General features: G+C 47.2%; 20 protein-coding genes and 2 tRNA genes. 13 read left to right on the forward strand and 9 right to left on the reverse strand.

Going from position 1 to position 20,004, the window contains the following annotated elements; genetic code table 11:
• Positions 1 to 197 precede the first annotated feature (197 nt).
• Complete coding sequence (locus tag FTU67_RS05435) at positions 198 to 1,085, forward strand: SDR family NAD(P)-dependent oxidoreductase (protein WP_005180554.1); 888 nt, start codon at positions 198 to 200, stop codon at positions 1,083 to 1,085.
• An 82-nt stretch (positions 1,086 to 1,167) separates the two neighbouring features.
• Complete coding sequence (locus tag FTU67_RS05440) at positions 1,168 to 1,482, forward strand: hypothetical protein (protein ID WP_005180556.1); 315 nt, start codon at positions 1,168 to 1,170, stop codon at positions 1,480 to 1,482.
• A gap of 52 nt (positions 1,483 to 1,534) precedes the next feature.
• Here FTU67_RS05440 and FTU67_RS05445 read toward each other — a convergent pair whose 3' ends face one another.
• Entirely contained in the window at positions 1,535 to 3,886 is a 2,352-nt protein-coding gene (locus FTU67_RS05445; RefSeq protein WP_180048596.1) for a Tex family protein, read from the reverse strand.
• A gap of 335 nt (positions 3,887 to 4,221) precedes the next feature.
• On the opposite strand from FTU67_RS05445, the gene ompR reads away from it, so the two are divergent.
• The 3 genes from ompR to FTU67_RS05460 all read left to right on the forward strand — a co-directional run bounded on the left by ompR (position 4,222) and on the right by FTU67_RS05460 (position 8,432).
• Positions 4,222 to 4,986: a two-component system response regulator OmpR gene (gene ompR / locus FTU67_RS05450; protein ID WP_180061506.1), complete on the forward strand. Its 765-nt coding sequence runs from the start codon at positions 4,222 to 4,224 to the stop codon at positions 4,984 to 4,986.
• A 260-nt stretch (positions 4,987 to 5,246) separates the two neighbouring features.
• Positions 5,247 to 6,707: an ATP-binding protein gene (locus tag FTU67_RS05455; RefSeq protein ID WP_168406587.1), complete on the forward strand. Its 1,461-nt coding sequence runs from the start codon at positions 5,247 to 5,249 to the stop codon at positions 6,705 to 6,707.
• A gap of 207 nt (positions 6,708 to 6,914) precedes the next feature.
• Positions 6,915 to 8,432, forward strand: coding sequence for an acetyl-CoA hydrolase/transferase family protein (locus FTU67_RS05460; RefSeq protein ID WP_005180567.1), 1,518 nt, complete (start codon positions 6,915 to 6,917; stop codon positions 8,430 to 8,432).
• Positions 8,433 to 8,514: 82 nt separating this feature from the next.
• Here FTU67_RS05460 and FTU67_RS05465 read toward each other — a convergent pair whose 3' ends face one another.
• The 4 genes from FTU67_RS05465 to FTU67_RS05480 form a co-directional block, all read right to left on the reverse strand.
• Positions 8,515 to 9,024, reverse strand: a complete 510-nt coding sequence (locus FTU67_RS05465) for a hypothetical protein (protein WP_180006561.1) — start codon at positions 9,022 to 9,024, stop codon at positions 8,515 to 8,517.
• Between the two features lie 315 nt (positions 9,025 to 9,339).
• Positions 9,340 to 9,415, reverse strand: a tRNA-Phe gene (locus FTU67_RS05470).
• Positions 9,416 to 9,548: 133 nt separating this feature from the next.
• Positions 9,549 to 9,624 (reverse strand) — tRNA-Phe (locus FTU67_RS05475).
• A gap of 198 nt (positions 9,625 to 9,822) precedes the next feature.
• Positions 9,823 to 10,200, reverse strand: coding sequence for a GNAT family N-acetyltransferase (locus FTU67_RS05480; protein WP_016658426.1), 378 nt, complete (start codon positions 10,198 to 10,200; stop codon positions 9,823 to 9,825).
• Positions 10,201 to 10,296: 96 nt separating this feature from the next.
• Between FTU67_RS05480 and hisB the strand changes: the two genes are divergently transcribed.
• The 6 genes from hisB to FTU67_RS05510 all read left to right on the forward strand — a co-directional run bounded on the left by hisB (position 10,297) and on the right by FTU67_RS05510 (position 14,823).
• Positions 10,297 to 10,890, forward strand: a complete 594-nt coding sequence (gene hisB, locus FTU67_RS05485) for an imidazoleglycerol-phosphate dehydratase HisB (RefSeq protein WP_180061507.1) — start codon at positions 10,297 to 10,299, stop codon at positions 10,888 to 10,890.
• On the forward strand, positions 10,890 to 11,507 hold the full coding sequence (gene hisH / locus FTU67_RS05490; RefSeq protein WP_005180583.1) for an imidazole glycerol phosphate synthase subunit HisH: 618 nt from the start codon (positions 10,890 to 10,892) through the stop codon (positions 11,505 to 11,507). Before hisB ends, hisH begins: the two co-directional genes overlap by 1 nt.
• A 151-nt stretch (positions 11,508 to 11,658) precedes the next feature.
• Positions 11,659 to 12,147 (forward strand): DUF805 domain-containing protein, encoded by a 489-nt coding sequence (locus FTU67_RS05495; protein ID WP_005180586.1) that lies wholly within the window; start codon positions 11,659 to 11,661, stop codon positions 12,145 to 12,147.
• 74 nt (positions 12,148 to 12,221) lie between these two features.
• Positions 12,222 to 12,890, forward strand: coding sequence for a 3'-5' exonuclease (locus FTU67_RS05500; protein WP_016658423.1), 669 nt, complete (start codon positions 12,222 to 12,224; stop codon positions 12,888 to 12,890).
• Positions 12,891 to 13,068: 178 nt separating this feature from the next.
• On the forward strand, positions 13,069 to 13,800 hold the full coding sequence (gene hisA, locus FTU67_RS05505) for a 1-(5-phosphoribosyl)-5-[(5-phosphoribosylamino)methylideneamino]imidazole-4-carboxamide isomerase (RefSeq protein WP_005180591.1): 732 nt from the start codon (positions 13,069 to 13,071) through the stop codon (positions 13,798 to 13,800).
• An 87-nt stretch (positions 13,801 to 13,887) separates the two neighbouring features.
• A complete protein-coding gene (locus tag FTU67_RS05510; protein ID WP_168395977.1) occupies positions 13,888 to 14,823 on the forward strand; it encodes a DMT family transporter in 936 nt (311 codons plus the stop codon).
• 33 nt (positions 14,824 to 14,856) lie between these two features.
• Here the strand turns inward: FTU67_RS05510 and FTU67_RS05515 are convergent, their stop codons facing one another.
• Genes FTU67_RS05515 through FTU67_RS05525 form a run of 3 tightly spaced genes read right to left on the reverse strand, consistent with a single transcriptional unit; the run spans position 14,857 to position 16,876 of the window.
• Positions 14,857 to 15,249, reverse strand: coding sequence for a hypothetical protein (locus FTU67_RS05515; protein WP_180061508.1), 393 nt, complete (start codon positions 15,247 to 15,249; stop codon positions 14,857 to 14,859).
• A 32-nt stretch (positions 15,250 to 15,281) separates the two neighbouring features.
• The gene (locus FTU67_RS05520) at positions 15,282 to 15,908 is read right to left on the reverse strand and encodes a DUF1294 domain-containing protein (RefSeq protein ID WP_005180601.1); all 627 of its coding nucleotides are present in this window, start codon (positions 15,906 to 15,908) and stop codon (positions 15,282 to 15,284) included.
• A gap of 17 nt (positions 15,909 to 15,925) precedes the next feature.
• Positions 15,926 to 16,876, reverse strand: a complete 951-nt coding sequence (locus tag FTU67_RS05525) for a homoserine kinase (protein WP_180061509.1) — start codon at positions 16,874 to 16,876, stop codon at positions 15,926 to 15,928.
• A gap of 110 nt (positions 16,877 to 16,986) precedes the next feature.
• On the opposite strand from FTU67_RS05525, the gene hisF reads away from it, so the two are divergent.
• Complete coding sequence (hisF, locus tag FTU67_RS05530) at positions 16,987 to 17,748, forward strand: imidazole glycerol phosphate synthase subunit HisF (RefSeq protein WP_317306787.1); 762 nt, start codon at positions 16,987 to 16,989, stop codon at positions 17,746 to 17,748.
• 424 nt (positions 17,749 to 18,172) lie between these two features.
• Here hisF and FTU67_RS05535 read toward each other — a convergent pair whose 3' ends face one another.
• A complete protein-coding gene (locus tag FTU67_RS05535) occupies positions 18,173 to 18,805 on the reverse strand; it encodes a hypothetical protein (protein ID WP_180061510.1) in 633 nt (210 codons plus the stop codon).
• Between the two features lie 110 nt (positions 18,806 to 18,915).
• On the opposite strand from FTU67_RS05535, the gene FTU67_RS05540 reads away from it, so the two are divergent.
• Positions 18,916 to 19,932, forward strand: coding sequence for an AraC family transcriptional regulator (locus FTU67_RS05540; RefSeq protein WP_005180609.1), 1,017 nt, complete (start codon positions 18,916 to 18,918; stop codon positions 19,930 to 19,932).
• Positions 19,933 to 20,004: the final 72 nt, after the last annotated feature.

Raw genomic sequence — 20,004 nt, forward strand, 5'->3', positions numbered from 1 at the left:
ACCAATCCACCAAAACACCCCATTAGAGCAATTACTCTAAAATAACTTTCAATTTCAAGCACTTATTTTATAGCTTTTTTTTAAACTTCGGTTATTATAATGCCCATCATAACAGCCCGAACCAATGAGATTGGGCGCAAAAATTCAAATAACAAAGACCATTGAGTCTGATCTTTTAATCAAGCAGGGATACGAGTGTGAAGGCAAAACTAGAGAAACTTTTCAAGAAAAAAGTAAATGGAAAAACCGTACTGATTACCGGTGCATCCAGTGGTATCGGACTGACCACCGCTTATCGTCTGGCAGAGGCGGGAGCGCATGTGCTGCTGGTGGCACGTACCCAGGAAACCCTGGAGCAGGTCAAAGCAGAGATTGAAGCCAAAGGTGGCAAAGCATCTATTTTCCCGTGTGATTTAAACGATTGGGAAGCCATTGACCAGACTTCAAAAGATATTTTAGCGTCTGTCGATCATATTGATATTTTGGTTAACAATGCCGGACGTTCAATCCGTCGTGCCGTGCATGAATCTTTAGACCGTTTCCACGATTTTGAACGCACCATGCAGCTGAATTATTTTGGTGCAGTGCGTCTGGTGATGAATATCCTGCCACAAATGATGGTACGTCGTAGCGGCCAGATTATTAACATCAGCTCGATTGGCGTATTGGCCAATGCGACCCGTTTCTCGGCTTATGTTGCCTCTAAAGCCGCATTGGATGCTTTTAGCCGCTGTCTATCGGCCGAAGTACATTCACATAATATTGCAATTACCTCCATTTATATGCCCCTGGTGCGTACTCCAATGATCGCACCGACCAAGATGTATAAATATGTCCCTACCCTTTCACCAGAACAGGCTGCCGATTTAATCTGCTATGCCATTGTTAAACGTCCGAAAAAAATTGCCACGCATTTAGGCCGTTTGGCTTCAATTACTTATGCGATTGCACCGGATATTAACAACAAGCTGATGTCGATTGGTTATAACCTGTTCCCAAGTTCATCGGCTTCGGTGGGTCAGCCACAAAAGCTGAACTGGGTACAAAAAGCGTATGCCCGTTTGTTCCCGGGTGAACACTGGTAAAATAATCCTTTTTAAAGACCTGTCTAATGACAGGTCTTTTTATGTTATAAAACCCCTCATTTTGAACAGTTAAAGTAAGACTATGCGGACCTTTTCCCTTATTCTGCAATATGGGTGTTTTGCCTTTGCCCTATTTCTGGGCTATCAGGTGGCGATGGCGCTATATCATCAGGATTATGAGCTGATGGAATTGATTGCCGATGTGGGCACGATTCTGATCTGTATTGATTTAGGTGTGTTTTTATTTTCCAGTAAAGCTGCCAATAAGCTGAGTTTGCAGGAATATGCCAAACAGCTGGAACAGCCGCCTACGCCACTGGTGAGTTTTACCCGCAAGCTGGGGCATTTGGGCATTATGCTGATTTTATGTAGCTGGATTGTGCCGATGGTCAATTAAATAGGGCAATAAAAAAACCTCCCAATTGAGAGGTTTTTTTAAGAGCTGAAGATTACTTCGAACCTTTAATCCCGGCTTGTAATAACAATGCACCTAAACCACCAATCTTATTGTCTTGTGGTTTGGCCGCTTGCGGCTTTTTGCCCTGAGGGCGATCACCCTGCGGACGCGCCTGTTGCGGACGTTTACCCTGCGGCTTACGTTCAGTACGCTGTTCATTTTGGTCACGGCGTGGCTGACGTGGCGCTTTCGCTGCAGCAGCACCTTCCGGACGCATCGACAGGTTCACACGGTTACGCTCAACATCTACCGTTAAAACACGCACCTGAACAATTTGACCCGGTTTCACCACTTTATGCGGATCAGACACGAATTCATTGGCCAGTTCAGAAATATGGACTAAACCGTCCTGATGTACACCGACATCTACAAAGGCACCGAAGTTGGTGACATTGGTGACCACACCTTCTAGCTGCATGCCTTCAGACAATTGCGATACTTCGGTAATATCATCACGGAATTTGGCAGTACGGAATTCCGGACGCGGGTCACGGCCCGGCTTTTCAAGTTCGCTCAGCACGTCCTGAATGGTTGGTAAACCAAACTGGTCATCTACAAATTCTTCTGCATTGACCTGACGGATAATTTCAGTATTGCCAATAATATCTTTGACTGTAGTCGCTTTGGCTTCCACAATTTTAGACACCAGCGCATACGATTCCGGGTGCACCGCAGAGGCATCTAAAGGCTCAGAACCATTTTGAATACGCAAGAAACCTGCCGCCTGTTCAAAAGTACGCTCACCTAAACGTGGCACTTTTTTCAGGGCCTGACGATTATCAAAACGGCCATTTTCCTTACGGAAATCCACGATTTGCTGAGCAATAGATTTGTTCAGACCGGCGATATAACCCAGAATTGCTGCAGATGCCGTATTCACATCCACACCTACCGAGTTCACACAGTCTTCCACCACTGCTTCCAGGGTTTTGGCCAAACCAGTCTGGTTCACATCGTGTTGATACTGACCCACACCAATTGATTTCGGATCAATTTTCACCAGCTCTGCCAATGGATCTTGTAAACGACGGGCAATGGATACTGCACCACGAATCGACACATCCAGTTCTGGAAGTTCTTGTGAAGCCAGTTCAGAAGCTGAATAAACCGAAGCACCTGCTTCAGACACTGATACACGGGTCAGTTTCAGGTCAGAATTCGCGGCCATCATTTCAGCCACTAACGCTTCAGTTTCACGGCTTGCGGTACCGTTACCAATCGCGATTAAATCGACGTTAAATTCACGGCAAAGACGCGCCAGTTCCGTTAATGAACCGGCTTTATCATCTTTTGGTGCAAATGGATAAATAGTGCTGTGCGCCAATACATCGCCTGATTCATTCACTACCGCCAGTTTCACACCGGTACGGATGCCCGGGTCAACGCCCAGCGTCGTACGTGCGCCAGCAGGTGCAGACAGCAGCAGATGACGGAGATTTTCAGCAAACACCTGCATTGCTTCTGCTTCAGCCGCCAGACGTTTTTCAGTCAGTAAGGAATGCTCAATGGTCGGGCGAACTTTACCCAGCCAGAACAGTTTTGCGGTCTGCTTTAAATAGTCCTGACGCGCTTGTGGCTGCACGGCATCTAAATTGTATTCGGTTTCAATACGTGCCAGTGGTGCTTCATCTTCACCATCAACTTTTAAGCCCAGCACGTTTTCCTGACGGCCGCGCAGCATGGCCAGCAAACGGTGCGATGGTACTTTGTTCAGGCTTTCAGAGAAATCGAAGTAATCACGGAATTTTTTACCAACTTCTTTTTTCTCATCACTGGCCACCAGACTTTTCAGCACAGCGGTTTTGGCAAAGGTTGCTTTCAGTTCTGTGGTGAGTGCAATATTTTGCGCCCAGTCATCAATTAAAATGTGCTGAATGGCATCGAGCTGGCTTTCCAGGTCTGGATAATCTTCATGGCTAAAGCCTGCAAGCGCTTCTGCTGGATCAATCGCTTCTGCAAAGATTTTCTCTGCGATTGGACCCAAGCCGGCTTCTTTGGCTTTAAAAGATTTGCTGGTACGTTTTGGACGGTACGGCGCGTAAATTTCTTCTAAGGCATTTTTAGTTTCAGCCGCATTCACACGTGCCAATAAATCATCAGATAATTTATTTTGTTCCTTTAGTGATTCAATCACTTTTTCACGGCGTTCAAACAAATCACGCAAATACGCTAAACGTGTATCGAGCTGGCGAAGTTGCGTATCGTCTAAGCCCTGCGTTACTTCTTTACGGTAACGTGCAATAAAAGGAACACTGGCACCTTCATCAATGAGTTTGATGGCAGCTTCTACCTGATTTGGACGTACGGCAAGTTCTTTTGCCAACTGCTGAACTAAGTCAGTCATCGTGTTTGATCCCACAAGGATAAGTACTAAATGGCATGATTATAAAGACCAGGCCCATAAAATCCACAATTGTTTTATGAAATTTACAGATGGCGATTCTTGCCAATTCGCAGATATTTCACATTTTTGCGGTAAATTCATCATTTCAGGGCCTTTTCTTCCCCAAATTGTGGGATTTATCTTCTATCATAGATGTATATATTTGGTATCTATGTCTTGATTTTAACTGCAATATTTGTTGCTTTAGAGCATAGTCAAGGCATACAGATGAATCGTATACTCAAAGTCAGTGAAAGCTTTGCATACGACCACAATAAAGAATAAAGGAGCACATCATGAGTTTAGTTGTACCTGCTGAAAATACAGATGCCGTACATACCGAAACTGACCGCGTTGAACGCATTCTCGTTGTCGATGATGATGTGCGTTTGCGTACGCTGTTACAGCGTTTTCTGGAAGATAAAGGTTTCGTGGTCAAAACTGCCCATGATGCTACGCAAATGGATCGCCTGTTACAACGCGAGCTGTTTTCCCTGATCGTGCTCGATTTCATGCTGCCGATTGAAGATGGCCTGAGCATTTGCCGCCGTTTACGCCAGTCCAGTATTGATACGCCAATTATCATGCTGACCGCACGCGGCAGCGACTCAGACCGTATTGCCGGCCTTGAAGCAGGTGCCGATGACTATCTGCCAAAACCGTTTAACCCGAACGAACTGTTAGCGCGTATTCGTGCCGTATTACGCCGTCAGGTACGTGAAGTCCCAGGCGCACCAAGCCAGCAGATGGAAGTGGTCAGCTTTGGACCGTGGGCGCTAGATCTTTCGACCCGTACCCTGACCCGTGAAGGTCAAGTCGTGACTTTAACTACAGGCGAGTTCGCAGTGTTAAAAGCGCTGGTACAACATCCTCGTGAACCGCTGACCCGCGACAAGCTTATGAATCTGGCGCGTGGCCGTGAATGGGGTGCAATGGAACGTTCGATTGATGTGCAAGTGTCTCGTTTACGTCGCCTGATTGAAGAAAACCCGGCACGTGCGCGTTATATTCAAACGGTGTGGGGTGTGGGTTATGTCTTTGTTCCAGATGGTGCGGAATAAAGCTCACTCATCGAATCTATGACGGAGTCTTACGGTCTATTCCCCACTGATGGGATACAACCTGCGGTTCGCCTTACTTTTGTTTCGGCAAAAGTAAGCAAAACCATTGTCATCCGCAAAACTCGGCAAATTCCGTCATTTCAACCAATATTTCGCAGAAACATAAGTAATTTACTTGAGTCCTGCCTCAAACAGTTGCGGATGACCTAACGCGTATCCAATTTTGGGGGAGAACTTTCCCTTTTTAAAAAGGACTCATTGTGAAACTCGACCCCATCGATCCACAAGACTTTACCGACTTTGAAACCTATTCAGAACGCAAACGCACGCCGTGGGAACGCTTTCTGGATAAAATCAAACCGCGCTCGGCTGCCATGCGGACCACCGTGCTGGTGCTGTTTGTGGTGATTTTCAGTCTGTTTATGTCACTATGGTTCTTTTGGCGTACCCTGTATCTGCCGGAAATCCAGCAACATGCCCGTTATCTGGCAGTTGAACTGGAAATTCTAAACAATCCGGAATTACGGATTTTCCATAATGATGCCGAAGTCGATGTCGATGCCTGGCTAAAAAACCGGGTCGGGATTGAATACATTACCGATCCCAAGGAATATCCAAATGTCCGCGACAAAGTTATTGCCGAATTCTTTACCCGACAAATCGAGAAAAAACTGGCCAATGAACTCAAAGCCGATGATGTAACCGTGTATTTCCAGTTCAAGCCCAGCCCACGCATCTGGATTCAAACCCCGGAAATGAACGACCACTGGGTTCGTGAACCATTAAAAACCTATGCCAACTACAGTCCGGAACTGGTGTTTGGCTGGCTGCTCGGCATTCCGCTGCTGTCTGCGATTATTATTCTGACCCTAGTACGACAGCTAAACCGGCCGTTACGCCGCCTGCAGGAAGCGGCCAACACCTATAGTCAAACCGGCAAAGCGCCTTATTTAGAAACCAATCATGGCCCACTGGAAATCCGTCAGGTGAACCAGGCCTTTAACCAGATGATTTTCACCCTGGAGCAGACCGAGCGCGACCGCCGGATTATGCTGGCCGGAATTTCGCATGACCTGCGCACCCCCCTGACCCGGATTCGGCTGAGTGCAGAAATGATGCCGGATGAAGACTTTTTAAAAGAAGGCCTGATTTACGATGTTGAAGATATGGACGCCATTTTGGACCAGTTCATTTCCTATATGCGTGATGGCTCGGATGAAGAACTGCAAGATACCGATTTAAATGCCTTGTTACAGGAACTGGTGATCCAGTTTAAACCGCTGGACATTCGCTTTAGCCCGGAAGAATTACCGATTTTGCAGGCACGCAGCCTGTCGCTGAAACGCTTGATTGGCAACCTGATTAACAATGCCAAGCGTTATGGCACTGAACCGATTGAGCTGTCTGCCAAAGTGCAGGAACAATTTATCTGCATTAGTGTGGCCGATCATGGTGAAGGCATTCCTGAAGATCAGATTGAATCTTTAATGCAGCCTTTTGTGCGTGGGAATGCCGCACGTACCGTCCAAGGTAGCGGTTTAGGTCTGGCCATTGTGAAACGGATTGTCGATATTCACCAAGGCGAGCTGATTATTCGCAATCGCGAGCACGGTGGACTGGAAGTCATCATCTCTTTACCGCTGCCCGAACAGCCAGATGATGAAAAAAACAACAGCAGCACCCTAGAAAAAATTAAGCAAAGTATTACAGAACATTTCTAAATCATGCTTAAATATTGATCAATCAGTTCTTGGTGAAGATTTGTCTTTTAATTTTTATTATTGAATTTTCAACAAGATAAAAAGCATCAAATATATTTATACCTGCATTTTTTGAAAAAATTAGACCTTAGCCTAACAGGTATGCAAAATGGCTTTTTTGATGGGTACAATCGCCATCAGTTCTGATTTTTCAAACGAGAGTAAACCATGTCCCTAGATCGCATCCGTTTAGCTTCCCTACATGACAAGGTTATGAGTGCGGAGCAAGCTGCTCAATTCATCCAAGACGGTATGACTGTTGGTATGAGTGGCTTTACACGTGCCGGTGAAGCGAAAGCTGTTCCTTTGGCTTTAGTGAAACAAGCACAAGCGAATCCTCTAAAAATTACATTAATTACTGGTGCGAGCTTAGGGAACGATCTCGACAAACAACTGACTGAAGCCGGTGTACTGGCACGTCGTCTGCCTTTCCAAGTGGATAACACTTTACGTAAAGCCATCAACAAAGGCGAAGTCATGTTCATCGATCAGCACTTGTCTGAAACAGTTGAGCAAATGCGTAACCAGCAGCTGAAAAAGCCAGATGTAGCGGTAATTGAAGCCGTTGCAATTACTGAAGATGGCGGCATCGTGCCAACCACTTCTGTAGGTAACTCTGCAAGCTTTGCAATTTTTGCTGAAAAAGTCATTGTTGAAATCAACACCAACTTAAGCCCGGCGTTTGAAGGCTTACACGACATTTATATCCCGACCTATCGTCCTACCCGTCAACCAATTCCGTTGACCAAAGTTGACGAGCGTATCGGTACTCAAGCAATTAACATCGATCCTGCAAAAATCGTTGGTATCGTATTTAACAGCGAATTACATGACTCTCCATCAACTGTCACTGCACCAGATGACGAGACTCAATCAATTGCCAACCACTTGATCGCATTCTTTGAAAAAGAAGTAGCTGAAGACCGTTTACCGAAAAACCTCGGTCCTTTACAAGCAGGTATTGGTTCAATCGCTAACGCAGTATTGACCGGCTTGAAAGAATCAAACTTCGAAGACCTGATCATGTACTCAGAAGTACTGCAAGACTGTACTTTCGAACTGATTGATGCCGGTAAAATGAAGTTCGCTTCAGGTTCATCTATTACCCTGTCTGCGAAATACGGCGAGAAAGTATTTAACAACCTAGAACAGTACAAAGACAAATTAGTTCTGCGTCCACAGGAAATTTCAAACCACCCTGAACTGGTACGTCGTTTAGGTATTATCGGCATCAACACTGCGCTTGAGTTCGATATCTACGGTAACGTGAACTCCACTCACGTATGCGGTACCAAAATGATGAACGGTATTGGTGGTTCAGGTGACTTCGCGCGTAACGCTCACCTGGCCATTTTCGTGACCAAGTCTATTGCCAAAGGCGGCGACATTTCATCTGTTGTTCCATTTGCATCACACATTGACCATGCAGAACACGACGTTGACATTCTGGTGACTGAACAGGGTCTTGCCGATCTTCGTGGTCTGGCACCGCGTGAGCGCGCTCGTGCGATTATCGACAACTGTGCACACCCAATGTACCGTGATGCATTAAACGACTACTTCGACCGCGCATGTGCAAAAGGCGGCCACACTCCTCACCTGTTACGTGAAGCGTTGGCTTGGCACAGCAACTTCGAAGAAAATGGTCACATGCTGGCCCAAGAAGCAGCGGTAAAAACGGCTTAATCTCGGCCTGAATCAGATCTAAAAAAACGCTCCTCTGGAGCGTTTTTTTATGGCTGGACAGTTTCCCCTGTCACGTCATCTATTATCGGGTCGGGTTGCGTAACTGTGAGCTAATATCGGGGAACAAGCTATTGCCCAGATTCATCTCATAATCGACCACGCCTAACGAAACATTGGGTAAATCAAGCTGAATCTGTCCATCCGGGCCACGAAATGGCGCCAGCAGGGTTTCCAGGCCACGTAGCGGGTTATCCGACTGCAGACCGGCGGCAATCGCCAGAATATGCTGCCGCAACGCGGGAGAAAGATGATCCATATTGACCGGTTCTTTGGCCGGCATGGTAATCAGGACAGGCGGGTCCGGGTCAATTACCCGGTTTTGAGTGTCCTGCTGAATTTGCATGATCCGGTGCTGTAATGCCTTACGCTTTGCACGATCTTCCTGATACGGAATAAAGCCCACTTCCTGACGTAGTTCAGGTTCTGCCATGACCTGAAGCGTTGCTAGACGCTCGGGTTGCGCCCAGACCGACGTTGAGCCGATTCCCAGCATAATCATTACAGTCGAGGAGAACATCTGAAAGCGCGTCATACACGGCCTCCTGAACAGTAATGAAACATGTCTCTCTATTAAGCGCCAGAATGCAATCTTATTCAGCAGGATTCGTGTTATTAAGCTGTTATTAGCGTAACTGTGTTCCCGATCTGATCAGACCCAGTGAATCTTGAAGATGAAAGATGAAAGATGAAAGATGAAAGATGAAAGATGAAAGATGAAAGATGAAAGATGAAAGATGAAAGATGAAAGATGAAAGATGAAAGATGAAAGATGAAAGATGAAAGATCATGCTGCCATTTTTTAAATGCCATAAAAAAAAGCCCCTGCAATGCAGGGGCTTTTTGAATATGGTGGCGAGACCCAGGATCGAACTGGGGACACACGGATTTTCAATCCGTTGCTCTACCAACTGAGCTATCACGCCGATGCCGTGTATTAAGCCGCATCTGGGGAAATTAGTCAATATAAATCATGACATTTTTATTTAATCGAGTATTTTTTACCCAAAAAAAATCCCTGATGGGATCAGGGATTGAAAACGTTTAAACGTTTGAATATGGTGGCGAGACCCAGGATCGAACTGGGGACACACGGATTTTCAATCCGTTGCTCTACCAACTGAGCTATCACGCCGATGACGCGTATTAAACAATCTCCGCCCGGTGCCGTCAAGCAGCTTTTGCATAAATTCAAGTATTTGTTTACTTTTACAGCATTTTGTACGCTGTCTGCTTATTTTTTAAGTGAAACGCCCATGATTCCAGTCATTTGCAGGCCAGCAGATAAAAAAAGAGAGGCGATTAGCCTCTCTTGAATTTCATTTTAACTCGCTTAGAGCTTGTCCAGATGTGCCAGACAGCGGTGAATTGCGCCACAGCCCGGTTCAAACTGATTCACGCCTTTGGCTTCTTCCATGCGGCAGACTTCACTGACCAGACGCTCGGCCACACCGCGACCACGATTGGCCGGATGCACCACAATATATTCCAGGGTCCTGCTTTCGCCCTGCCCGGTACACCAAATTGCACCAATTAATTTTGTATTAAATTCTGCGGTATAAAGTAGGGTATACTGGTTCAGATGTTGCTCGAGTTGCTCTACCGCATCCTGGCCATCACCAAACTCTGGACTGGTGTCATACAGTCGCTCAAGCTGGCTGCGCACTTCATCATTTTCCAGTGAAGTATAAGCATGTACGGTAATAGGCATTGATTAACCCTCCTGAGCAATCTAATATGCTGGGACTTCGTCGCAGCGAAACATTTTTACATCCATCATTTTTAACGTTTTTTGAGGAACGTGTCCATGGCAGAGCGTATCAGTGAAGTGGTAAGAAACACTAACGAAACCAAAATTCGAGTTCGTTTAAACCTCGACGGTACCGGTCAAGGCACACTCAACACTGGTATTCCATTTTTAGACCATATGATTGATCAAATCAAGCGACACGGTTTGTTTGATATTGATATTCATTGTGATGGCGATCTGGAAATTGATGACCACCATACCGTAGAAGACTGTGGTATTACCCTGGGTCAGGCCTTTGCACAGGCACTGGGCGATAAAAAAGGCTTAAAGCGTTATGGTCACTTCTATGCCCCACTCGATGAATCTTTAAGCCGTGCCGTGGTGGATTTATCTGGTCGTCCGGGCCTGTTTATGGATGTGCCATTTACTCGCGCCACCATTGGCCGTTTTGATGTCGATTTATTCTCTGAATTCTTCCAGGGCTTTGTGAACCACTCGCTAATGACCGTACACATCGACAACCTGAAAGGCAAAAACAGCCACCACCAGATTGAAAGCGTGTTTAAAGCCTTTGCGCGCGCACTGCGTATGGCCTGTGAAATTGATCCACGTGCTGCAAATACTGTGGCATCGACCAAAGGTACCCTGTAATGACCCGTATTGCCCTTCTTGATTATGGCATGGGGAATTTGCACTCTGCCGCCAAAGCTTTGGAACACGTCGGTGCTACGGTGGATGTCACCAATGACCCGAAACTGATTGCCCAGGCCGATAAAATCGTGTTTCCGGGTGTCGGCGCCATGCGCGACTGTATGCAAGGCATGCATGAAGCCGGGATCGATGAGGTCGTGCGTCAGGCGGTGTTTAATAAACCGGTACTGGCCATTTGTGTGGGTATGCAGGCGCTGATGCAACATTCCGAAGAAAATGGCGGTGCCGATGCACTGGGTATTTTTGAAGGGGTGGTAAAACGCTTCCCGGAGGTTGAAGGTCTAAAAGTGCCACACATGGGCTGGAACCAGGTGCATCAGGTTGACCCGAGCCATCCAATGTGGAACAACATTGAACAGGATGCACGTTTCTATTTCGTGCACAGCTTCTATGTCGAGCCGAAAGACAGCACAATTGTGGCAGCGACCTGTGACTATGGGCTGCAATTCTGTACCGCCCTGCACAAAGACAACCTGTTCGCGACCCAGTTCCACCCGGAAAAAAGCCATACTGCTGGTCTGCAACTGTTAAAGAACTTTGTCGACTGGAAGATTTAACACCCTTCCTCTGTTGCGCAAGATGTATAAAGCCGGGTTCGTCCCGGCTTTGTTTTCACCTATTTTTTATTTCTTTCTTTTTTAAGCAATTTTTAGTAATATTTGACTTCTTTTTATACAACTCAATAAAAATAAAACAGGTAATTCAAAAATGCATAGCACCACTCATACCCAACACATCACGACACAAGATTCGGCACTCAGCGCGGCGGGGCGTTTTGGACGTTTCTCCTATCTGGCCTGGAACTGCCTGATTGCACTGTTAATGATTCCGGTTTTTCTGGTTTTGACCCTGCTCTTTCCCGGGCTGATGAATATTGATCCTGCTGGCGGCATTTCGCTCACCCCGCTGGTGCTGGGCGCACTGATTTATCTGGGGGTGTTATATCTGATGTTTATTTTCACCATCCGCCGTCTGCATGACCGTAACCATACCGGCTGGCTATCGTTACTGATGCTGGTTCCAGTGGCCAACCTGTTGCTGATGCTGTATCTGTTTTTCGCCCCGGGTGATCAACGTGTTAACAGCTATGGTCCACCACGTGCTACGGCTGGCTGGGAAGCGGCGCTGGCCTGGATTTATATTATTCTGTTGGTACTGCTATTTGCTTTTGCCATTTTTGGTGCAGTACTGGCCTAAAAGGTCCCGCTTGCTTAAAATAAGGCCTGACAATTCAGGCCTTATTTTTATCGCCAGCCCAAGGAAAAGATGGCATGAGCTTATCTTCAACATCACCCCATATGCCCTCTTCCAGCCAGCTGGAACAGCTGCCGCGCTTTCAAAGTCTGCCACCCTCTAAAATTCATCTGATTCAAACGCTGGCCGAATGTCAGCACTATGCGCATGAACTGAATATTGCAGCGGTACTCGGCTTTGATTCGGAATCCAAACCGATTTTTAAAAGTGGCGAAGTGTCGGATGGCCCGCACCTGATTCAGCTGGCCACACTAGATCGGGCCTATCTATTTCAGATGAATGAGGAAATCTGGAACTTTCTTAAGCCAATCTTCGCCAACCGTGACCAGATTAAAGTCGGCTTTGGCCTGAAAAATGATGCCCATCTGTTTCGCAAAAAAGGCGTAGAACTGAACAGTGTGCTGGAACTGTCCAAATGCTTTCACAGCTTTGGCTTTAAAAACCCGGTCGGATTAAAACATGCCATGGCGCTGCTGTTTCAGGTCTATTTTCCCAAAAGCAAACGGCTCAGCACCTCGAACTGGGCCAATCCGGTATTAAGCACAGCACAAATGGAATATGCCGCCGCCGATGCTTATGCCCCGGTACTGGTTTTTGAAGAATTGTTGCGTTTGGGCCTGTTGCCGAAACAGATTCCCAATACCTCGCTCAAACTCAGAATCCGGCCATCTAAAACCCCGCCCTAAACCGCTTTGAAGATCAAGCTGCACAGACAGCCGGATTTTCTTCATCGAACCTTTGTTGACCGCCTGACACAGCACAGGCTGTTTTTATTTTTGCATGCAAATATAGCATTTAGAAAATTTTCGTTTATTGCTAAGATGGGCGGCAAGAAATTTAACCGATGAAGCAAGGAGCGAAAGCATGCTGATCATCCCTGCAATTGACCTGAAAGATGGAAAATGTGTCCGTTTAAAACAAGGTCGTATGGAAGACGATACCGTATTTTCTGATGATCCGGTGGCCACTGCACAGCATTGGGTCAATGAAGGTGCGCGTCGCTTGCATCTGGTCGACTTAAATGGCGCTTTTGCAGGTACCCCAATCCATAAACCGGTGGTCGAGGCCATTGCCAAAGCACAGCCAGACCTGCCAATTCAGATTGGTGGCGGTATTCGCTCGTTTGAAACCATTGAACATTACCTCGATGCAGGCGTATCTTTTGTGATTATTGGCACCAAAGCCGTTCAAGAGCCAGAATTTGTCGAACAAGCCTGCAAAAAATTCGCCGGGCATATCATTGTGGGCATTGATGCCATGAATGGCATGGTCGCGACCGATGGCTGGGCCAACGTGACTGAAGTGAAAGCCACCGATCTGGCCAAACGTTTTGCCGATGCCGGTGTCTCCAGCATTGTGTATACCGATATTGCCCGTGACGGCATGATGCAAGGCGTAAACGTCGAGCAGACTGTCAATCTGGCGCAATATTCAGGTTTACCAGTGATTGCTTCAGGCGGCGTGACCAATCTGGATGATGTCCGTAACTTAAAAGGCCAACCGGGCATTTTAGGGGCGATTACCGGTCGTGCCATTTATGAAGGCAGCCTGAATTTGCGTGAAGCGCAATTGCTGCTGGATGAGCAAGCCCTCTAAGTGCTGCTGTCAGAAAGAGGTCTTCGGGCCTCTTTTTTTATGCCCTCACCGGGTTGATGTCTTTTTTCGAATACTCGCTGATCTGCCATGTCTGATGCCCCTGTGAACCTTAAAACCACACTTAACAGCAAAGCGCCACAACTGGCCCTGATCATGATTACCATGCTCTGGGGCGGTACCTTTGTGGCAGTCAAGCTGGCGCTGAATTATGCCAGCCCGATGTTTTTTGTCGGCTGCCGTTTTGCCGCCGCTGCACTGGCAGTCGCACTGATTTCGCTGCCGCATTTACGCGCTGTGCAAGCCAAAGAACTCTGGGCCGGCGCATTGATTGGGGCCAGCCTGACCGTCGGTTATGGTACGCAAACCGTAGGGCTGCAGACCATCAGCAGTAGCGAATCGGCATTTTTAACCGCATTATATGTGCCGCTGGTGCCGATCTTACTGTGGCTGCTGTTCCGGAAACGGCTACACATCATGATCTGGCTGGGCGCTAGCTGTGCCTTTATCGGGCTGGTTTTACTGACCGGCAATGGTTTGGGGCAGCTACAGCTGAGTTTTGGTCAGCTGATTACCCTGCTCGGCGCCATTGCGATTGCACTGGAAATTATCCTGATCAGCCATTTTGCCGGACGGGTCAATCTGCAACGGGTCACGGTGATTCAACTGCTGTTCGCCTCCCTGTTTGCCTTTCTTGCCATGCCACTGGTCGGTGAGCAGCAACTACCACAATTTTCCTGGATGCTGCTGCTCTTGGCGGGCGGTTTAGGTCTGGCCAGTGCACTGGTTCAGCTGGTGATGAACTGGGCGCAGCGTGCAGTCAGCCCGGCACAGGCGGCAATTATTTATGCCGGAGAACCGGTATGGGCTTCGCTATTTGGCCGTCTGGCCGGCGAGCGTTTACCGTTTATGGCTTTGGTCGGTGGTTTTCTGGTGGTGCTGGGCGTGATTATCAGTGAATGGAAACCGAAATTTCTGCGTCAGAAACAGCAGCACACGCCATCAGCGATCGATCTTCCGGACTAAATTTTGGGAAGATCGGTCTTATGATTCAGATATTTAAGAATACATCGGCTCATTATCATTCAGGCGCATAATACCGCGAATAGCCCGATAGACAATCCACAGCCAAGACAGGCTAATCACCGCCAGACAGAAGGCCGAAGCACCAAAAATGACCTGGGCAAAGCGGTTCGGGTCTTCATCAATAAAGAAAATAAAAAAGAACGGCACAAAGGCCACAATATTCCAGAATAGATACCACCAGAAGCTGCGAATTTGCCAAGTAAAGTGGCTTTCAAAAATCGAACCGCGTACCGCGCCGCGTTTTACATAATTGATGATTAGCGCGACGATTGCCAGCAAGCCGGCACTAAAAATCGCCACGATATACAGAAGATACAGAATAAAAGTCAGACTACGATTCGGGTCACGGTCAATGGAAGTATTCATATTGTTGTCCTGCACTCCCCGCCCCGCTATGCTCAGAGCGTCAACAGATTAAAAGGAGAAATAAACCATAAAATCAAAAGAATATTTAAGCCAATTGTACAAAAATAAATTTTACGAAAAGGTTGTTTTTGTGTTTTATGTCGCATTTTTTCCTGTGCCAGCCAGGCCGCCGGCCAGCCCCCCAGAGCCGAAACCAGATGCAGGCTCTGTTCCGGAATCCGGCGGTGACCGAGTTGGGCCGCTTCCTTGTCTTGTGCATACAGCCAATAGCTGAGTGCATTCATCAGGCTGATCAATAACAGCAGCAGGCCGTGCAATAAACCGGTCAGGGTCAGTACCGCCAGCACGAGAATATAGGCCACACACAGGATTTGCATGGCCGGACGTTTGGCCGCAGGACGCTGCCGCGGCTTGCTCACCACATCAGCACGCGGCTTGACCTGCGAGGCTTTTAAATACACCACCTGCTGGGCCCGATAGCGGCCGCGTTCATCTAAAATGACCTGATAATCCAGTGCACAACCGACAATCGGGCGCGGCCCCGGACGGGCAAAATCCTTGATATGCAAAAATACGCGGTCTTTGTCCGGATCATTGGGTTGAATAAAGCCATAGCCCTTGTCATCAAACCATTCAATTAACCGGCCCTGATCGCGCATTTCCCTACCCTTTATGTTTAAGCTGTGACGAACTTTAAGCGTTCAATCAACATATTACGCATCTCGAGCGGATTTTTCTGCAAAATTGCGTCACCGCTGCGTCCTTGCAAAGCATTTTTTTGTGCCACCTGTAAACGCATCATCCAGAAACGGCCAGCAGCCATTGCCAGATACAGCTCCAGACAGGCTTTTTCATCTTCGGTTAAAGGACGAATGCTGTCATAGGCTTTTAAAAAGGCCATGGCTTTGTCTTCATTCAGGCTGACCTGCGGATACTCAGTACAGAAGTCATTTAAGGTAATGGCAATATCAAACAGCCATTCATCCTGATTCAGCTCGTAAAAATCCAGAATGCCCTGCAGCTGATCGCCTTCAAACAGGGTATTATCGCGGAATAAATCAGAATGGATAAACCCTTTTGGACGGTCCGGATAAATCGCGGTAAGCGCTTCATACAGTCCCAGCAATTTGCTGAGCAGGACTTTATCTGCCTCGCTCAAGCTGGGTTTAATTTCCTGGGATACCGCCAGCCAGTACGCATGATCGCGGACAAAAGCGCGTTTTAAAGGAAAATCTTTTAAGGCCACATGCATTTTGGCCTGTGCCACGGCAATGGCTTCCACCTGAGCGATGCTGGCCGGCATTGGATGCTCGCCGATTAAACGCGGCGCAATCTGGGCCGGTTTCTGTTTAATCGAGTGGATGGCCTTGCCAGCATAACTGAGCGGCACCGCCACAGCCAGACCTGCCTGACCCAAATGTTCCAGTACCGGCACCAGTTCACCGGCTGCCTGTTCATCCATGTCTTCAAACACGGTCAACACATAGTGTGTACCGTCCTGAGCCACCAAAAAGTAATTGGTATTTTGAATACCGCCTTGAATCGGAATCAGATCGACCACCTCAAGTCCATAAGGGGCTGCAAAATCCTGAACTTCCTTTAAAGTCAAAGGCGTATAAACCGACATAGAAAACCTGCGAAAAATCTTACATAAGTTTGATAGAATAGCGTGTCCATCTGCCAAGGTGTAGCGCTTGTGTGGGTGAGTTTCATAATCAGCTGAAATGACTGGAAAAAATTATGCTTGCTAAACGTATTATTCCTTGCCTAGACGTAGATAACGGCCGCGTGGTGAAAGGTGTGCAATTTCTGGATATTCGTGATGCAGGTGATCCGGTTGAAGTGGCGCGTCGTTATAACGAACAGGGCGCTGATGAAATCACCTTTTTAGATATTACCGCTACCCATCATGGCCGTGACACCACCTACCGTACCGTTGAGCGTATGGCAGAAACCGTGTTTGTTCCACTGACTGTGGGCGGCGGCGTGCGTAAGGTCGAAGATATCCGTTTATTGCTAAATGCCGGTGCCGACAAGGTCAGCATTAACTCGGCTGCGGTGTTTAATCCGGAATTTGTACAGGAAGCCTCACAACGTTTTGGCGCACAATGTATTGTGGTGGCGATTGATGCCAAAAAAACCGGCGACAACAAATGGGAAATTTTCACCCACGGTGGCCGCAAACCGACCGGGATTGATGCGATTGAATGGGCCGTGAAAATGGCCGATTACGGCGCTGGCGAACTGCTAATTACCTCTATGGATGCCGATGGTACCAAAGCCGGTTATGACTTAGCGCTAATGCGGACCATTAATGACCACGTCAATATTCCAACCATTGCTTCTGGCGGTGTTGGCAATTTACAGCATCTGGCAGACGGGATTTTAAAAGGCGGCGCCGATGCAGTTCTGGCGGCCTCAATTTTCCACTTTGGTCAGCACACCATTCCGGAAGCCAAGCAATACTTGGCGGCACAAGGTATTGAAATGCGCCTTTAAGCCCATTGACGTACATATTTCAGAACTGAAAAAGAGTGTAGCCATACACTCTTTTTTTATGCGGCAAAGCAAAACAAATAAAAAATGAAGATAAAAAAAAGGAGTCTTGAAGACTCCCTATAAACCAAGAATTGCTACAGCGCTTGGCATTAAAACGTACATATTTCAACAGAATCACCTTCGATGTAGGCAGAAGTTCTGCCGCTATCTTCAGCTTCTTTACTATAGAAAACTTCCCTGAACAGATATTGACCATCAACGCCAATTTTATTGACAATTCACGACAACAGCTTGCAAAGCAGTTGTTTTCAATCAGTTTTATTTGATCTCTATCACATAATTGATCCAGTATTATTGTTCCGCGAATATACTGACTTTGGGCCAATCAACGATGAATTTACTCAGCAGATAAACAACCCTCTCATTAACTGGCTTTGGGTAGCGGCTCAAGATCTGGGGATGGCTTTTCATTCCGGTCGACCCATTTGGCCGGGAAGAATTTTTCCGCGCCGCGGTTTAATAGCGCCGACAGCGGCCGTGGCAAGGCAATCCCGAGCGGATTCTGCTCCTGCAAATCCGGTGAAGATATAACCCGGGTGCCCAGAATATAGTCAAACCAGGGCTTGGTTACACACCAGTTGGCATCCTGATTGCTGTTCATATGATGGTCATAGTGCCAGGGAATTTTTGTTCTGGCCCACTCTGGCTCCAAATGGGCACGGCGGTGAATATAGTAATAATTCAGGGCACTATACATGCTGCCGGCCATCATGCCTTTGGAAATCGGGAAAAAGACCAGCCCAAACACACCCGCGGCGGCGGCCAGCGAAATAATCTCGTTTTTATTGCGCCAGTGCGACCAGCCAATCACATAGCTTTCATCATTAAACTGATTTTTCCGCACCTCACGATGATGCTCCCAATGCGAATGCATACTGCGTGGCACCGGACTGTGACGCGGCTGCCCCGGGCGATGGGTACCATGTAAGACATATTTATGTGCCACCCATTCAAAGGCATTGGCCACCAATAAACCTGCAATAAATCCTTTTAACATGCTCCAGTCCTCCTGTGCTTTTCCTTCACTATAAGCGTCGGCACAGGCTAGATATTGACGGAAAAATTGAATATGATTGACAAATCACGACAAGAATAAAATGACAAGCTATGCAACGGATAAAGGATTATACCGGCTCGATTTATGGTGGCTTGGCCCAGTTGTTGTACGACTTTTATCAAGCACAACAGCTGCCGGTTCCAGAAAAATTACAGCAGGTTCAACATCAGGAACGTTTTGATTATATTCTCTGGCGCGACTTGCTGACCGAACTGGAACAGCAGCTACAGCGTCCGGCGTTGGGACTGGAAATTGCCGCACTGGTGCAGCCCAAACATCTGGGCATTATTGCCTATATTGCCCTGTCCTGTGACAATCTGGGTGAAGCGTTGCAACGCTATCATGACTTTCACCGGCTGGTGTATGACGGCAGTCCGTTACAGGTGGAAGTGCAAGGCAATTATCTCTCCATTCGCTGGGCTGATCTGCCGCCGACCATGACCACGCAACTGACCAATGAAATTGCCATTGCGCTGATGGTGGAATTCCTGAAACATTTTATGGAGTTTCAGGATATTTGCCTGCATGAAGTACATTTCCAGAATCCGGCGCCACGGCATGTGGCGCTGTATGAGCAGTATTTTCATTGCAAGGTACGTTTTTCCCAGGAAAAAACCCAGGTGCTGATGCCATTGCAGGAACTGTCGAAACCCTTTTATCAGGGAGATCAGACCTTACAGCATTTATTGCTTCAACAGGCCAAGGCACTGCTGGAAAAACTGCCAAACTCCACCCAGATTGATCACCGTTTACAGCAAGCGATTCTGACCGGTTTACAACGCAATATGTACCAGATTGAACATATTGCCCAGCAGCTGAATTTGTCAGTACGGCAGTTACAACGGCATTTACAGCAGCAAGGCACCACCTATCAACAACGGATTCAGGAAGTACGCTGCTTACTGGCCGAACAATATTTAAAAGATCCACATTTAAGCCTACAGGAAATTGCCCTGCTGCTCGGCTATTCGGAACAGAGTGCCTTTCAGCGTGCCTTTAAACAATGGACCCAACACACTCCACAGCAATGGCGTCAGAACAACTTAATCAATCTTTCATCTTTTTAGTTTAATTTGAAGCGTATAAAAAAAGAGTATTTTACAAAAATAGTGTGACATATTTCACACTTTATAATTTTC

It is taken from the genome of Acinetobacter sp. YH12132 (assembly GCF_013418645.1).
GTDB lineage: Bacteria > Pseudomonadota > Gammaproteobacteria > Pseudomonadales > Moraxellaceae > Acinetobacter > Acinetobacter indicus.

What these genes read in the sequence shown, in the direction of transcription:
- FTU67_RS05440 (WP_005180556.1), top strand. Translation starts at nt 1,168, where the DNA reads ATGCGGACCTTTTCCCTTATTCTGCAATATGGGTGTTTTGCCTTTGCC.
- FTU67_RS05445 (WP_180048596.1), bottom strand. Translation starts at nt 3,886, where the DNA reads ATGACTGACTTAGTTCAGCAGTTGGCAAAAGAACTTGCCGTACGTCCA.
- ompR (WP_180061506.1), top strand. Translation starts at nt 4,222, where the DNA reads ATGAGTTTAGTTGTACCTGCTGAAAATACAGATGCCGTACATACCGAA.
- FTU67_RS05460 (WP_005180567.1), top strand. Translation starts at nt 6,915, where the DNA reads ATGTCCCTAGATCGCATCCGTTTAGCTTCCCTACATGACAAGGTTATG.
- FTU67_RS05465 (WP_180006561.1), bottom strand. Translation starts at nt 9,024, where the DNA reads ATGACGCGCTTTCAGATGTTCTCCTCGACTGTAATGATTATGCTGGGA.
- FTU67_RS05480 (WP_016658426.1), bottom strand. Translation starts at nt 10,200, where the DNA reads ATGCCTATTACCGTACATGCTTATACTTCACTGGAAAATGATGAAGTG.
- hisB (WP_180061507.1), top strand. Translation starts at nt 10,297, where the DNA reads ATGGCAGAGCGTATCAGTGAAGTGGTAAGAAACACTAACGAAACCAAA.
- hisH (WP_005180583.1), top strand. Translation starts at nt 10,890, where the DNA reads ATGACCCGTATTGCCCTTCTTGATTATGGCATGGGGAATTTGCACTCT.
- FTU67_RS05495 (WP_005180586.1), top strand. Translation starts at nt 11,659, where the DNA reads ATGCATAGCACCACTCATACCCAACACATCACGACACAAGATTCGGCA.
- FTU67_RS05500 (WP_016658423.1), top strand. Translation starts at nt 12,222, where the DNA reads ATGAGCTTATCTTCAACATCACCCCATATGCCCTCTTCCAGCCAGCTG.
- hisA (WP_005180591.1), top strand. Translation starts at nt 13,069, where the DNA reads ATGCTGATCATCCCTGCAATTGACCTGAAAGATGGAAAATGTGTCCGT.
- FTU67_RS05510 (WP_168395977.1), top strand. Translation starts at nt 13,888, where the DNA reads ATGTCTGATGCCCCTGTGAACCTTAAAACCACACTTAACAGCAAAGCG.
- FTU67_RS05515 (WP_180061508.1), bottom strand. Translation starts at nt 15,249, where the DNA reads ATGAATACTTCCATTGACCGTGACCCGAATCGTAGTCTGACTTTTATT.
- FTU67_RS05520 (WP_005180601.1), bottom strand. Translation starts at nt 15,908, where the DNA reads ATGCGCGATCAGGGCCGGTTAATTGAATGGTTTGATGACAAGGGCTAT.
- FTU67_RS05525 (WP_180061509.1), bottom strand. Translation starts at nt 16,876, where the DNA reads ATGTCGGTTTATACGCCTTTGACTTTAAAGGAAGTTCAGGATTTTGCA.
- FTU67_RS05535 (WP_180061510.1), bottom strand. Translation starts at nt 18,805, where the DNA reads ATGTTAAAAGGATTTATTGCAGGTTTATTGGTGGCCAATGCCTTTGAA.
- FTU67_RS05540 (WP_005180609.1), top strand. Translation starts at nt 18,916, where the DNA reads ATGCAACGGATAAAGGATTATACCGGCTCGATTTATGGTGGCTTGGCC.